Genomic DNA, 13,851 nt, shown 5'->3' with positions numbered 1-13,851 from the left:
TTAGCGTCTCGCGACACAGACTAATCCAGCAAGACCGAGGGATTCAGAACCACGTTCTGAATCCCTTTTTGCTGTTTGTGCCGTGAGGAAAGACCCGATGAAAATGCCGAAACGTCTGATGGCCGGATTGGGCGTACTGATGATCAGTGCGACACCGCTGCTGGCCAGCGCCGATCCGCGCGACGATCACGACCACGGCGGCCCGCAGCAGGGCCAGTACGACAACCATGGTAATGACCATCGCGATGATCATCGTGGCCCGCAAAACGATCACCGTGGCGGTCCGCCGCCGCGCGATTTTGGCCCGGTGCGTCAGACCATTCGTGACAATCATGGCTACTTTGTACGCGGTGCACCGCCGCCTCCGGGGATTCATCTGGAACGTGGCCGGCCGTTGCCACACGGGTATTACGGTGAGCGTCTGGACGGTCGCGCGTTGGGTCGTTTGCCGGTGTATCCGGGTTACGAATGGCGTCGGGCGGGGGGCGATATCGTGCTGATCGCGGTGGGCACCGGGATCGTCTACGAAATTCTCGATGGCGTTTTGTATTGATCCGCAGGCAATAAAAAAACCGCAGCCAATGGCTGCGGTTTTTTTTTCAGGGCAGCTCCAGTCCGCCGGAGGCCTTGTGCAATTTGCGCAAATGCGCGCCAATCTGCTTCACATTCTCCTCGCTGGCGGCAATCTCTGCGGCCCGCTTGGGCTCCAGCAACTTGCGCACTTCGGCGTCGAGATCGCCGGACAGTGCCAGCAGCTTCTTCTGCCGCTGGCTGCTCTCCGCTTCCAGTCGAGTGAACTCGGTCGGCTGCGGCAATCCGTAGCCCTTGGCGTCGAGCAATTCTGCCGGACGGCTGAGGAACCCGCTATTGGCGAGGATTTCCTGCAAGGTCGCATTGGCCTTGTCCATGCCGCCGTTTTCCAGCTCACGCGCACCGAGGTAACGCTGCTTGACCTCGTCCTGAGCCAGCAACAACTGGCGCCGATAACTGGCTTGTTCCAGCAACAGCAGCGCGGCGCTGGTGCGCAAATCCGCCCGCTCGAACCACTCGCGGCGTTCCTCGGCTGTCAGCGAAAGCCATTCCTCAACAGTGTTCTGCTTGATCGGCAGTTGCTTCTTCAGCACATCGAACATCGCCTGATAGCGATCGCGGAACGAGTCGAAGCGGTAACCCAGACGCAGCGCTTCTTTTGGATCATCCAGCACACTGGTGTCCGCCAGACCACGGCCTTTCATCACTTCCAGCAAGCCGTTGGGCATGATGCTGTCCAGACCCACGAACTGTGTGTTGTTGCTGCCGCTGCGCAACAGCTTCAGGCCTTCCACCGCACAGTTGTTGGAGAGGAAGAAGTAGTTGCCGTCATAGCTCCAGTGCATTTCGGCGGCGTGTTCGACCACACCTTCGATCTCGTCGCGGGACAGGTTCAGCGGCACCGAAGCGAGGCTGCGCAGTTCGGTCTTGGTGTATTCGTCGATGACCTGCGCAAGCGGCAGCACGAACAGGCGCGACGGGTATTTGCCGACCAGGCCGTCCCAGCTCGACAGCTGTACATCGCCGACAAAGGCGCGGTAGGACAACACCAGGTGCTGGTCCAGATCGAGTCGGCAATCCGGCCCGCGCGGGCGGCCCGGTGCGCAGATCACCAGGCGCAACATGCTGTGGCCCCAGCGGCTGACCCAGTTCTGATTGGCCTCGGCCAGCAGATAGTCGACGGCATAGACCCGCTCGGGATCGACCTGCCCCAAAGGTTGCTTGGCAAAGTCGTTGCCGGCATTGAGAAACGCGAAAGTCTTGCTGCAAGTGTCCTTGGCCGGCGGTGCCCAGCCGAAGTGTTGCTGGTAATAGCGGTACAGCGCCGGGCGGCGGCAGGCGTAGCTCGGGTCGAGGAGGAAATACTCCATGTTGACCGCGACGAACTCCTTCGGGCTGGAGATTTCGTACAGGTCCGGGCTGCGCGCGATCTGCCGGTTGTGTTGTTCGCGCTCACCGCGGCGGCCGACGTATTGCTGCCAACCGGCGAGGTCGAGCAGGCGCGGATCATCGCTGAGGGTGAAGCGACGGCCGTTCTGGCCGCGACACTCGTCGGGAATGCCGATCAGCCCGGCGCTGTTAAAGCGGCGCGTGCAGCGCTGAATCAGCGTGCGCTCGGCATTCGGCCATAAGCGGGCGCGGTCATAAATGTGGGTGATTTCATGCAGCACCGTGGCGAGCAGTTCCTGGCGCACAGTGCCGTGGGGGCGATTGGTTTTTTCTTTGGCTGCGCTGCCATCCGTGAGACCGGCGAGCAGTTTTCGATTCAGATCGAGCTCGGCCACCAGTGTGGCTTGGCCATAGGCGTTGGCGGGCATGTCGTCGGTCCAGCCGACATCGATGCGCCGATCCAGCCGCTCGATAAAGCTCGGCGGCAGTTTTTGCATCGCCTCATCGATCAGCGCCTGGCTGGCCTGTTGTTGGGCGGGGCTCAGACCGTCGGTCTTGAGCCGCAATTGCAGGCCGGCGTGGGCGCTGTTGCCAAGCAACAACAACGCCCCGGCCAGCAGCCAGGTGCCGAATGACCTCACAGCGCGAGGATGGCTTCGGCGAGAACCTGATCACTGGCGTCGCGCGCTTCCGGCACGCGAGTGCGCAGGGTATTGAGCGCCGCTTCCAGATGCGCGCCACGGATATCACCGTTAGTGGCGACGAAACTGGCAGCGTCGTCGTGGGCTTCGCGGATGATTTTCGAATCGCGAATCGACGTAGTGGTGTCGGAGGTGAAATCGATAGTGCGCTGGGAGGCACGAACGATGATGTTACTGGTGGCTACCAGGGTGTGCGCCTGGGCCACGTCGGCCAACAAAAACAGGCCAAGGGCGGCAGCAATCAGCGGGCTACGCATGGAACGACTCCGAAGGGGCAAGGATAACGGGGGTACAGGATAACTATTGGACGAGAATTGCCTCTGCCAGTTCAAGGTCGCTGACATGAAGTTTCGGCCGGGTTTTGCGCAAGTAATGCAGCGCAGATTCCAGACGAGCGCCTCGCCATTCACCGTCACTGGCAACAAACGCGGCCGCGTCATCGTGAGCGGCGAGCAGCAGTTTACGGTCGAAAGGCGCGGAAGACACCATGCTGGTGGCGTAACCACTGACGACAGTGCCTTGGGTCGACGCATTGAAAGCATCAAAGGCATCGACGGACGTCGCCCAGCAGGCGGTAAACAATAAGGAAGGGATCAGCAGATTTGGAAGAAAGCGCATTGGACTCGGTAACTGTTGGCGAGCCCAAAGGCTAGCGCAATGCCCGGGCCAGAGCCAGCGCCGAAACATCGGGACACGACCGGCGTGTCCCGAACGGTGCCAGTCGCTTAGATCGTCAGGATGGCTTGAGCCAACTGCGCGTCGGTAGCTTGCAGCTGTGGCGCCTGATGACGGATGTGATCCAGCGCGCTTTCCAGTTTCACCCCACGGATCTCGCCCTCGCTGGCCACGAAGCTGGCAGCGTCGTCACGGGCGGCAAGAACGATTTTGTCGTCACGGAAGGACGAGGTGACGTCGGAAGTTGCGTCGGACGAAGACTTCAGTGCACCGACAACGGCGTCGGTGGTGACGATAAAGCTGGTGGCGCTGGCGTTGGCAGCCACGGCCAGCAGGGCGGCAGCGCTGAGCAGACGAAGACGGGACATGGTGTAACTCCTTTGGATAAACCGTAGAGAGAGGTGGCTCGGTATCTGAGGAGTCAGACGCCAGTGACACAACATTCGCCACGTTCTGCGTGGATATTAGGCCTGCTTTGCGAGGTTCGCACAGTGGGCAAAATGCTAGCGCCAGAACGGCTTATCCAGTTCATTCAGGCGATCGGCGTGGCTGAGGCCTAGATCGGCTAGATCTCGACTGTCGAGTTGAAACAGCGCGCGCCGCGTTCTGGCGCGCTCCAAGGACTCCCAAAGACCGCCAAACAAGCGCCGCAGAGCGTTGCGGCGAGGAATCGGCAGGCTCGAAGTTTCTGAAACATTCTGTAAGTCTTTCATGGGCGTATTCCTTTCACCGGAGAAGGCGGAAGGTCATGTTGAGCCTGTGACAGACAAAGATGCAGATACACTTGAGTGAAATTGTACTGGTTTAGATGATGATTGAATAAAACTGTACCTGTCTGTTGTATCAGCAGGTGTACCTGGATTTTCCACCCCGAAAACGACAAAACCCGTCGGGGTTTCCCACGACGGGTTTCGTTTTTTCAATTCGGGTTGCTGGCGGTGGGTCTAACGACCAGAGCCAGCGACGCTACTTAGCGCCAGAACGGCTTGCTCAGCTCTTCGTAGCGTTGTGCTTCGCTGATACCGGCGTCAGCCAGCAGACGCGAATCCAGACGAGCCAGTTGATGGCGGCTGGAGATGCGGCGCTGCCACAACATCAGGTTGGCGATAACGCGCAGAGGCAGGGAAGCCTGGGTGTTTACAGCTTTGTCTTCGAAGAACAGTTCGGAACTGAGTGTACGTTCCATGGTTGACATCCTTCCGCTTGTGGCGGGATCAGGTAGTGGTTTGACTGGTGCCCATGATCCTCTCGTTTGCCAAGTCTCTCTAGATACAGTTCAACTGTATTGTGAGTGACCAGTTAACTGTTTATAGGGGGTGTACGGGTCAAAATTGAGCAAACTGTACCTGTCCGCACTTAAGTGGTGCATTTTTGCTCAATTCACTCGGAAAGGTAGGCAAGGTCTGTAGGAAATGACCAGTACAGCAGTACAGTTTTTGTCAGGGAGGGAGGCTTGAGAAACTCTGCCGACGCAAACTGTGTTTGCGTCGGCGGTTTATCTGTGTGGATCAGACCACGAGCATGCGCCCGGTTTCTTCCAGATTCATGTGCCAGCTCAACGCTTCCCGCAGGATGTGCGGGGTGTGGCCACCGATTGCGCAAGCCGCCGTGAAGTAGTCATTCAGCGCCTGACGGAAGTCCGGGTGTACACAGTTATCGATGATCACCCGCGCCCGCTCCCGTGGCGCCAGGCCTCGCAAGTCGGCAAGACCCACTTCGGTCACCAGAATGTCAACGTCGTGCTCGGTGTGGTCAACGTGGCTGACCATCGGCACCACACTGGAAATTGCGCCGCCCTTGGCGATCGACTTGGTCACGAACACCGCCAGATGCGCGTTGCGCGCGAAGTCGCCGGAACCGCCGATGCCATTCATCATCCGCGTGCCGCAAACGTGTGTGGAGTTGACGTTGCCATAGATGTCGAACTCCAGCGCCGTGTTGATGCCGATGATGCCCAAGCGGCGCACCACCTCCGGGTGGTTGGAGATCTCCTGCGGCCGCAGTACCAGTTTGTCCTTGTACTTCTCCAGATTGCCGAACACGTCGCTGTTGCGCCGCTCCGACAGGGTGATCGAACTGCCCGAAGCAAAGCTCAGCTTGCCGGCATCAATCAGGTCGAAGGTCGAATCCTGCAGCACTTCGGAGTACATGGTCAGGTCTTCGAACGGCGAATCGATCAGGCCGCACATCACCGCGTTGGCAATGTTGCCGATCCCGGCCTGCAACGGGCCGAGCTTGTTGGTCATGCGCCCGGCGTCGACTTCCTGCTTGAAGAAGGTGATCAGGTGATCGGCGATGGCATTGGTGTCGACATCCGGCGATGACACGGTGGACGGCGAATCGGCCTGCTGAGTGATAACGATGGCGACAATCTTCTCCGGCGGGATCGGAATCGCGGTGCTGCCGATGCGGTCGTCGACTTTTACCAGCGGGATCGGCGTGCGCGTCGGGCGGTAGGTCGGGATATAGATGTCGTGCAGGCCTTCGAGGTTGGCGTTGTGCGCCAGGTTGATCTCGACAATCACCTGTTTGGCGAAAATTGCGAAGCTCGCCGAGTTGCCCACCGAGGTGGTCGGCACGATGTGACCCTGTTCGGTGATGGCGACGGCTTCGATGACCGCGATGTCCGGCAGCTTCAGTTGCTGGTTGCGCAGTTGCTCGACGGTTTCCGACAGATGCTGGTCGATGAACATGACCTCGCCGGCGTTGATTGCCTTGCGTAGGGTGCTGTCGACCTGGAACGGCATGCGCCGCGAGAGTACGCCGGCTTCGGTCAGTTGCTTGTCGAGGTCGTTGCCGAGGCTGGCGCCGGTCATCAGGCTGATCTTCAGCGGCGTGATCTTGGCGCGCTCGGCCAGTGCGTGAGGAACAGCCTTGGCTTCGCCGGCGCGGGTGAAACCGCTCATGCCGACGGTCATGCCGTCTTCAATCAGAGCAGCTGCGTCGGCGGCGCTCATCACTTTATCCAACAACGAAGGCAGGCGAATACGGTCACGGTACATGGATTATTATCTCGGGCAACGAGTAGCAGGATGCGCAGTCTAGTGAATTTGACGGGCGCCTGTCCCGCTACCAAGGTCGCAAACGAGGCGTCTATTTAGCGGGTTTGAAGTAAAACACCGTTACCGGATCTGCAACAACGCGGCAAATTGTCCGACGTTTGCGCAAACAAAAACGCCCCGACGAGTCGGGGCGTTCGGTGCAGCAGCGATGGATTACTCGACCGCTTTGACCATGTCTTCGATGACCTTCTTCGCGTCGCCGAAGACCATCATGGTTTTGTCCAGATAGAACAGTTCGTTGTCCAGACCGGCATAGCCGCTGGCCATCGAGCGCTTGTTGACGATGATGGTCTTGGCCTTGAACGCTTCGAGAATCGGCATGCCGGCAATCGGCGATTTCGGATCGTTCTTCGCCGCCGGGTTGACCACGTCGTTCGCGCCGAGCACCAGCACCACGTCGGCCTGACCGAACTCGGAGTTGATGTCTTCCATCTCGAACACCTGATCGTAAGGCACTTCGGCCTCGGCGAGCAGAACGTTCATGTGCCCTGGCATACGGCCGGCAACCGGGTGGATCGCGTACTTCACGGTCACGCCACGGTGGGTCAGCTTCTCGGTCAGTTCTTTCAGTGCATGTTGCGCACGTGCTACCGCCAGACCGTAGCCCGGCACGATGATCACGGTGTCGGCGTTGGTCAGCAGGAAGGTCGCGTCGTCAGCCGAACCGGATTTCACCGGACGTGCTTCTTTCGCACCGGCCGGGCCAGCATCAGCCGTATTGCCGAAACCGCCAAGCAGCACATTAAAGAAGGAACGGTTCATCGCCTTGCACATGATGTACGAGAGGATCGCACCGCTCGAACCCACCAGTGAACCGGCAATGATCAGCATCGAGTTGTTCAGCGAGAAACCGATACCCGCCGCCGCCCAGCCCGAGTAGCTGTTGAGCATCGACACCACGACCGGCATGTCGGCGCCGCCGATCGGGATGATGATCAGCACACCCATCACGAACGCCAATGCCAGCATCAGCGCGAACGCGGTGAGGTTGCCGGTGAACATGAAGGTCAGACCGAGCGCCAGCGTTGCCAGACCCAGCACTGCGTTGAGCTTGTGCTGCCCGGCGAACTGTACCGGTGCGCCCTGGAACAGACGGAACTTGTACTTGCCCGACAGCTTGCCGAACGCAATCACCGAACCGGAGAAGGTGATTGCACCGATCGCCGCACCAAGGAACAGCTCCAGACGGTTACCCGCAGGAATCGAGTCGCCCAGCTGTTTGACAATGCCCAGCGACTGCGGCTCAACAACAGCGGCAATTGCGATGAACACTGCTGCCAGACCGATCATGCTGTGCATGAAGGCGACCAGTTCCGGCATCTTGGTCATTTCAACGCGTTTGGCCATGATCGAACCGGCCGTACCGCCGACCAGCAGGCCAACGATCACGTAACCGATACCGGCCGTGGCCAGCTCAGCACCCAACTTATAGATGAGGCCGACGGTGGTCAGGATCGCCAAGGCCATGCCGAGCATGCCGAACAGGTTGCCGCGCCGTGAGGTGGTCGGGTGCGACAGGCCTTTGAGGGCCTGGATAAAGCAGATCGACGCGATCAGGTAGAGCGTCGTGACGAGATTCATGCTCATTACTTCGGCGCCTCTTCTTTTACTTTCGGGGCTTTCTTCTTGAACATCTCAAGCATGCGGCGGGTGACCAGGAAGCCACCGAACACGTTGACCGCCGCAAGTGCCACGGCGAGGGTGCCCATGGTTTTGCCCAGCGGCGTGACAGTCAGTGCAGCAGCGAGCATGGCGCCGACGATCACGATCGCCGAAATGGCGTTGGTTACCGCCATCAACGGCGTGTGCAGCGCAGGTGTGACGTTCCAGACCACGTGGTAACCGACATAAATCGCCAGCACGAAGATGATCAGGTTGTAGATACCGGGGGAGATAAGCTCTTCCATCGTCTGAATCCCTGCTTAGGCGTTTTTGCGGATGACTTGGCCGTCGCGGCACATCAGGCACGCGGCGACGATGTCGTCTTCGAGGTTGACGTCGAACTGGCCTTCTTTCGTGAAAACCAGCTTGAGGAAGTCCAGCAGGTTGCGTGCGTACAGTGCCGAAGCGTCTGCAGCGACTTCACCGGCCAGGTTGGTCGGGCCGCAAATGGTCACGCCATTTTCGACCACGACCTGATCAGCCACGGTCAGCGGGCAGTTGCCACCCTGAGCAGCGGCGAGGTCGATGACCACCGAGCCCGGTTTCATCTGCGCCACAGTCTCCGCGCTCAGCAGGGTCGGTGCCTTGCGGCCCGGAATCAGCGCGGTGGTGATGACGATGTCAGCCTGCTTGGCGCGCTCGTGCACAGCCTGGGCCTGACGCTGCATCCAGCTCGCTGGCATTGGCCGCGCGTAACCACCGACACCGACGGCGCATTCGCGCTCTTCATCGGTCTCGTAAGGCACGTCGACGAACTTCGCACCGAGGGATTCGATCTGCTCTTTTACCGCCGGACGCACGTCAGACGCTTCGATCACCGCACCCAGGCGTTTCGCCGTGGCAATCGCCTGCAACCCGGCCACGCCCGCGCCAAGAATCAGCACGCGCGCCGCTTTCACGGTGCCTGCAGCGGTCATCAACATCGGCATGAAGCGTGGGTAGTGGTGAGCGGCCAGCAACACAGCCTTATAGCCGGCAATGTTCGCCTGCGACGACAACACATCGAGACTCTGCGCGCGCGATGTGCGCGGCGCCGCTTCGAGGGCGAACGCGGTAATGCCGCACTCGGCCATCTTCGCAATGGTTTCGTTGTTGAACGGGTTGAGCATGCCGACCAGCACCGTACCGCGCTTGATCAGCGTCAGTTCGGCATCGCTCGGGGCGACCACCTTGAGAATCAGCTCGGCGCCAAACGCATCATTGGCACTGCCAATGGTTGCGCCTGCCGCTTCATAGGCACTGTCGACCACACTGGCTTTTACGCCGGCGCCGGTTTGCACAGTGACCTTATGACCTTGGCTGATCAGCTTTTTAATGGTTTCCGGGGTTGCAGCAACCCGTTTTTCACCGGTCTGGGTTTCGAGAGGAACACCAATGTGCACGTCAAATCTCCTGCGTGATCTTATTGAGTAAACCCATGCACTACGGATGGTGCGACTGGGGCGGCCGATCAGCACGATCCCGCCAAATCAGGGCGGGGCGCGGCATTTTGCAGGCGAACTTTATGCCCTTCAAGGGATTATGACGGGTGACGGAAAATTAACTACAAGTCATGCCGTGACCGAATGTCGCAGATGGCTAGCTGAATCCCTTGCAGCCCGTGCCTTGCAAGGATTCTGGCCGATTATGGAAAAATTTCTCATCGGTGACGTGAATAGGCAGCAATGCGTCGTCAATGAAGGCTCAAAGCCACGTCTTCAGGCGCTTTTGGGACGTCTGTACGACTTTCGGATACAGTCTGTGCAATTGCGACAAATACTTACATCTGTAGGGCTTTGAATTTCCTGACTACGGGGTTAGCTATCGCTGTGAGCCTTTACCCTTCTAGGCTGTAGCTCTGCGCTTGGGTTACCAGCCAGTCACGAAATGCCTTTAATGACGCTGATTCGACTTTTCGTTCGGGAATCATCAGGTAATAGGCCTTGATGCTTGAGAGTGCCTGGGGGTTGGCAATCACCAGGCGCTTCTCGGCTAACTCACGCTGAATCAGGAACGGTGGAATCAGCGCAATGCCCATGTCGTGCATGGCGGCCTGGGCAAGCATGGAGAATAGCTCGTAGCGCGGGCCTGTCATGTCCCGGGGGATATTCAGGTGTTGTGAGTTGAACCACTGACGCCAGGCATAGGGGCGGGTGGTCTGCTGCAACAACGGTAGCTCGGCGATTGCCTCGGCTGTCAGGTGCGTCTTGTTACCGAGTAGGGCGGGGCTGCACACCGGCATCGGATTTTCGCCCATCAGCCTGTGGGATTCGGTACCCGACCAGTCGGCATCGCCAAAGTAGATCGCCGCATCGAATTCGGTATCGGCAAACAGAAAGGGCCGGGTGCGGTTGGTCAGGTTGACCGTGACCTCCGGGTGCTTGAGCTGGAAATCCTTGAGACGTGGCAGTAGCCACTGTGTGCCGAAGGTCGGCACCACCGCGAGTTCGATCACATTGGTGCCTTGCTGACCCATCACTGAGAGGGTGTCGCGCTCAACCGCGTCGAGTTGCGTCGCAACTCGGCGGCTGTATGAAAGCCCCGCCTCGGTCAACTTCACCCCGCGTCGCGAGCGTCGGAACAGTTCCACGCCAAGGAACTCCTCAAGGCTGGCGATCTGTCGGCAAATGGCCCCTTGAGTGAGGGAAAGTTCTTCGGCAGCGCGGGTAAAACTCTCGTGGCGTGCGGCGGCCTCGAAGCTGATCAGGGCGGTGGTGCTGGGGATCTTCCTGCGCATGTACGTCAACCTCACTAATGCGCCGCATAAAAGGCATTTCACGACGTTTCGGAGTGAGAAATTAGCACAACAGAATGCGAAATCCTCGTTTGCCGCGACAGCGAACCGCGCCTAGGATCAATGCCACGTTAATTCAGCCGATTTGCGAGGACACAATCATGGGCGCTAAAGCTAGCTTCAACTGGATCGATCCCCTGCTGCTGGATCAACAGCTCACCGAAGAAGAGCGCATGATCCGCGACACCGCCGAGCAGTTCGCTCAGCAGAGCCTCGCACCGCGTGTCCTCGAAGCTTTCCGTCATGAGAAAACTGATCCGGCGATCTTCCGCGAAATGGGCGAAGTCGGCCTGCTGGGTGCGACCATCCCCGAGCAGTACGGTGGCAGCGGCCTCAACTATGTCAGCTATGGGCTGATTGCTCGCGAAGTGGAGCGTGTCGATTCTGGCTACCGCTCGATGATGAGTGTGCAGTCGTCGCTGGTAATGGTGCCGATCAACGAATTCGGTACCGAAGCGCAGAAACAGAAATACCTGCCGAAACTGGCTTCCGGTGAATGGATCGGCTGCTTCGGCCTGACCGAGCCAAACCATGGTTCCGACCCGGGCGCGATGATCACCCGTGCCCGCAAAGTCGAAGGCGGCTACAGCCTGACCGGCGCGAAGATGTGGATCACCAACAGCCCGATCGCTGATGTGTTTGTGGTCTGGGCTAAAGACGATGCTGGCGACATCCGTGGTTTCGTACTGGAGAAGGGCTGGAAAGGTCTGAGCGCTCCGGCGATTCACGGCAAGGTCGGTCTGCGTGCGTCAATCACCGGTGAGATCGTCATGGACAACGTGTTCGTGCCGGAAGAAAACATTTTCCCCGACGTGCGCGGCCTGAAAGGCCCGTTCACCTGTCTCAATTCTGCGCGTTATGGTATCTCCTGGGGTGCGCTGGGCGCTGCCGAGTTCTGCTGGCACACCGCTCGCCAGTACACTCTGGATCGTCAGCAGTTCGGTCGCCCATTGGCCGCTACTCAGCTGATCCAGAAGAAGCTGGCTGACATGCAGACCGAGATCACTCTGGCCCTGCAAGGCTGCCTGCGTCTGGGGCGCATGAAGGACGAAGGAACCGCTGCGGTCGAGATCACTTCGATCATGAAGCGCAACTCCTGCGGCAAGTCGCTGGACATCGCCCGCATGGCTCGTGACATGCTCGGTGGTAATGGCATCTCCGACGAGTTCGGCGTGGCCCGTCATCTGGTCAACCTGGAAGTGGTGAATACCTATGAAGGCACTCACGACGTTCACGCTCTGATCCTGGGGCGTGCACAAACCGGCTTGCAGGCGTTCTATTAATAGGAGAGCGACCATGGGCGCGCTGTCGCATCTGCGGGTACTGGATTTATCGCGCGTGTTGGCCGGGCCGTGGGCCGGGCAGATACTCGCCGACCTTGGCGCCGAGGTGATCAAGGTCGAGCGCCCTGGTAATGGTGACGACACTCGCGCCTGGGGACCGCCCTTCCTTAAGGACGCTTATGGCGAGAACACGTCAGAGGCGGCTTATTACCTGTCAGCCAACCGCAACAAGCAATCGGTGACCATCGACTTCACGCGTCCCGAGGGGCAGAAGCTGGTGCGCGATCTGGCGGCCAAGTCGGACATCCTTATCGAGAACTTCAAGGTCGGTGGGCTAGCGGCTTATGGGCTCGACTATGAATCGTTGAAGGCGATCAATCCGAATCTGATCTATTGCTCGATTACCGGATTCGGCCAAACCGGGCCGTATGCCAAGCGTGCCGGCTATGACTTCATGATTCAGGGGCTGGGCGGGCTGATGAGCCTGACCGGTCGTCCCGAGGGTGATGAAGGTGCCGGGCCGGTGAAGGTCGGTGTGGCGCTGACGGATATCCTGACGGGGCTTTATTCGACGGTCGCGATTCTGGCGGCGTTGGCTCATCGCGATCACGACGGTGGTGGTCAGCACATTGATATGGCGTTGCTGGATGTTCAGGTGGCTTGTCTGGCCAACCAGGCGATGAATTATTTGACTACGGGTAATGCGCCCAAGCGTCTGGGCAATGCGCATCCGAACATTGTGCCTTATCAGGACTTTCCTACGGCCGACGGTGATTTCATTCTTACCGTGGGCAATGACGGGCAGTTCCGCAAGTTTGCTGAGGTGGCAGGGCAACCGCAGTGGGCTGACGATCCGCGTTTTGCTACTAATAAGCTGCGTGTGGCTAATCGGGCGGTGTTGATTCCGCTGATTCGCCAGGCGACGGTATTCAAGACTACCGCCGAATGGGTGGCTCAACTGGAGCAGGCGGGCGTGCCGTGTGGGCCGATCAATGATCTGTCGCAGGTGTTTGAAGATCCACAGGTTAAGGCGCGTGGCCTGGCGATAGAGCTGCCGCACGCGTTGGCTGGAATGGTGCCGCAGGTGGCTAGCCCTATCCGCATGTCGCAGACGCCGGTGGAGTATCGCCGTGCGCCTCCTTTGTTAGGCGAGCATACGCTGGAGGTTTTGCAGGGTGTGTTGGGTTTGGGCGCAGGTGCGGTGGCGGAGTTGAAGTCGGCTGGGGTGCTCTGACGATCCCTTCTATATAGAAGGGATCGTGTTTTCTACCTATATATGGCTGTCTTTGGTCGCTTTTTAACCAATCTGCAAGTGTTTGAAAGAAAAGCGAAATTAACGGTTGACGACAGATTTCAGATGTCTATAATTCGCCCCACTTCCGGCGCAGTCGAAACGGAAAACTCCTTGAGATTCAATGAGTTATGTAGGTTTCGGCAGTGAGTTGCTTCAGTTCATCGAAGCCGAAAGGGAGTTGAAAAAGAGGTGTTGACAGCAGCGTGTAACGCTGTAGAATTCGCCTCCCGCTGACGAGAGATCTGAAGCGCAAGTGGTTGAAGTTGTTGAAGAATTCTTCGAAAGCTTCTGAAAATAATCACTTGACAGCAAATGAGGCTGCTGTAGAATGCGCGCCTCGGTTGAGACGAAAGATCTTAACCAACCGCTCTTTAACAACTGAATCAAGCAATTCGTGTGGGTGCTTGTGGAGTCAGACTGATAGTCAACAAGATTATCAGCATCACAAGTTACTCCGCGAGAAATCAAAGATGTAACCAAC

General features: G+C 58.7%; 14 protein-coding genes. 3 read left to right on the top strand and 11 right to left on the bottom strand.

Features of this window, described 5'->3' with window-relative positions; all coding sequences use genetic code 11:
• The first annotated feature begins 97 nt into the window (after window positions 1-97).
• Entirely contained in the window at window positions 98-553 is a 456-nt protein-coding gene (locus CKW38_RS14360) for an anti-virulence regulator CigR family protein (protein WP_007911666.1), read from the top strand.
• Window positions 554-599: 46 nt separating this feature from the next.
• Here the strand turns inward: CKW38_RS14360 and CKW38_RS14355 are convergent, their stop codons facing one another.
• The 11 genes from CKW38_RS14355 to CKW38_RS14305 form a co-directional block, all read right to left on the bottom strand.
• A complete protein-coding gene (locus CKW38_RS14355; protein WP_095113088.1) occupies window positions 600-2,561 on the bottom strand; it encodes a DUF4105 domain-containing protein in 1,962 nt (653 codons plus the stop codon).
• A complete protein-coding gene (locus CKW38_RS14350; protein ID WP_007911662.1) occupies window positions 2,558-2,878 on the bottom strand; it encodes a DUF2388 domain-containing protein in 321 nt (106 codons plus the stop codon). The genes CKW38_RS14355 and CKW38_RS14350 overlap by 4 nt, the downstream gene beginning before the upstream one ends.
• Window positions 2,879-2,921: 43 nt before the next feature.
• Window positions 2,922-3,239 carry a DUF2388 domain-containing protein gene (locus CKW38_RS14345; RefSeq protein ID WP_007911660.1) on the bottom strand — a complete coding sequence of 106 codons (318 nt, stop codon included), beginning with the start codon at window positions 3,237-3,239 and terminating at the stop codon, window positions 2,922-2,924.
• A 107-nt stretch (window positions 3,240-3,346) separates the two neighbouring features.
• Window positions 3,347-3,664: a DUF2388 domain-containing protein gene (locus tag CKW38_RS14340; protein ID WP_007911658.1), complete on the bottom strand. Its 318-nt coding sequence runs from the start codon at window positions 3,662-3,664 to the stop codon at window positions 3,347-3,349.
• Window positions 3,665-3,799: 135 nt separating this feature from the next.
• The gene (locus tag CKW38_RS14335; RefSeq protein ID WP_095113087.1) at window positions 3,800-4,009 is read right to left on the bottom strand and encodes a DUF1127 domain-containing protein; all 210 of its coding nucleotides are present in this window, start codon (window positions 4,007-4,009) and stop codon (window positions 3,800-3,802) included.
• Window positions 4,010-4,266: 257 nt separating this feature from the next.
• Complete coding sequence (locus CKW38_RS14330; RefSeq protein ID WP_007911656.1) at window positions 4,267-4,482, bottom strand: DUF1127 domain-containing protein; 216 nt, start codon at window positions 4,480-4,482, stop codon at window positions 4,267-4,269.
• A gap of 322 nt (window positions 4,483-4,804) precedes the next feature.
• Window positions 4,805-6,298, bottom strand: coding sequence for an acetyl-CoA hydrolase/transferase family protein (locus tag CKW38_RS14325; protein ID WP_095113086.1), 1,494 nt, complete (start codon window positions 6,296-6,298; stop codon window positions 4,805-4,807).
• Between the two features lie 213 nt (window positions 6,299-6,511).
• Entirely contained in the window at window positions 6,512-7,945 is a 1,434-nt protein-coding gene (locus CKW38_RS14320; protein ID WP_007911651.1) for an NAD(P)(+) transhydrogenase (Re/Si-specific) subunit beta, read from the bottom strand.
• Entirely contained in the window at window positions 7,945-8,265 is a 321-nt protein-coding gene (locus CKW38_RS14315) for an NAD(P) transhydrogenase subunit alpha (RefSeq protein ID WP_003187417.1), read from the bottom strand. The genes CKW38_RS14320 and CKW38_RS14315 overlap by 1 nt, the downstream gene beginning before the upstream one ends.
• A 15-nt stretch (window positions 8,266-8,280) precedes the next feature.
• Window positions 8,281-9,402, bottom strand: a complete 1,122-nt coding sequence (locus tag CKW38_RS14310) for a Re/Si-specific NAD(P)(+) transhydrogenase subunit alpha (RefSeq protein WP_095113085.1) — start codon at window positions 9,400-9,402, stop codon at window positions 8,281-8,283.
• A gap of 434 nt (window positions 9,403-9,836) precedes the next feature.
• On the bottom strand, window positions 9,837-10,736 hold the full coding sequence (locus CKW38_RS14305) for a LysR family transcriptional regulator (protein WP_007949773.1): 900 nt from the start codon (window positions 10,734-10,736) through the stop codon (window positions 9,837-9,839).
• 158 nt (window positions 10,737-10,894) lie between these two features.
• Between CKW38_RS14305 and CKW38_RS14300 the strand changes: the two genes are divergently transcribed.
• Both CKW38_RS14300 and CKW38_RS14295 read left to right on the top strand, forming a co-directional pair.
• Entirely contained in the window at window positions 10,895-12,076 is a 1,182-nt protein-coding gene (locus CKW38_RS14300) for an acyl-CoA dehydrogenase (protein ID WP_007911645.1), read from the top strand.
• 13 nt (window positions 12,077-12,089) lie between these two features.
• Window positions 12,090-13,310, top strand: a complete 1,221-nt coding sequence (locus tag CKW38_RS14295) for a CaiB/BaiF CoA-transferase family protein (protein ID WP_007911642.1) — start codon at window positions 12,090-12,092, stop codon at window positions 13,308-13,310.
• The last annotated feature ends 541 nt before the right edge of the window (window positions 13,311-13,851 follow it).

The organism is Pseudomonas sp. Irchel 3H7, from assembly GCF_900187605.1.
GTDB lineage: Bacteria > Pseudomonadota > Gammaproteobacteria > Pseudomonadales > Pseudomonadaceae > Aquipseudomonas.
This window is presented reverse-complemented; position numbering and strand designations above follow the sequence as displayed.

Coding starts and splice junctions, on each gene's coding strand:
- CKW38_RS14325 (WP_095113086.1), bottom strand. CDS start 6,298: ATGTACCGTGACCGTATTCGCCTGCCTTCGTTGTTGGATAAAGTGATG.
- CKW38_RS14330 (WP_007911656.1), bottom strand. CDS start 4,482: ATGGAACGTACACTCAGTTCCGAACTGTTCTTCGAAGACAAAGCTGTA.
- CKW38_RS14305 (WP_007949773.1), bottom strand. CDS start 10,736: ATGCGCAGGAAGATCCCCAGCACCACCGCCCTGATCAGCTTCGAGGCC.
- CKW38_RS14300 (WP_007911645.1), top strand. CDS start 10,895: ATGGGCGCTAAAGCTAGCTTCAACTGGATCGATCCCCTGCTGCTGGAT.
- CKW38_RS14345 (WP_007911660.1), bottom strand. CDS start 3,239: ATGCGCTTTCTTCCAAATCTGCTGATCCCTTCCTTATTGTTTACCGCC.
- CKW38_RS14320 (WP_007911651.1), bottom strand. CDS start 7,945: ATGAGCATGAATCTCGTCACGACGCTCTACCTGATCGCGTCGATCTGC.
- CKW38_RS14340 (WP_007911658.1), bottom strand. CDS start 3,664: ATGTCCCGTCTTCGTCTGCTCAGCGCTGCCGCCCTGCTGGCCGTGGCT.
- CKW38_RS14350 (WP_007911662.1), bottom strand. CDS start 2,878: ATGCGTAGCCCGCTGATTGCTGCCGCCCTTGGCCTGTTTTTGTTGGCC.
- CKW38_RS14360 (WP_007911666.1), top strand. CDS start 98: ATGAAAATGCCGAAACGTCTGATGGCCGGATTGGGCGTACTGATGATC.
- CKW38_RS14315 (WP_003187417.1), bottom strand. CDS start 8,265: ATGGAAGAGCTTATCTCCCCCGGTATCTACAACCTGATCATCTTCGTG.
- CKW38_RS14335 (WP_095113087.1), bottom strand. CDS start 4,009: ATGAAAGACTTACAGAATGTTTCAGAAACTTCGAGCCTGCCGATTCCT.
- CKW38_RS14295 (WP_007911642.1), top strand. CDS start 12,090: ATGGGCGCGCTGTCGCATCTGCGGGTACTGGATTTATCGCGCGTGTTG.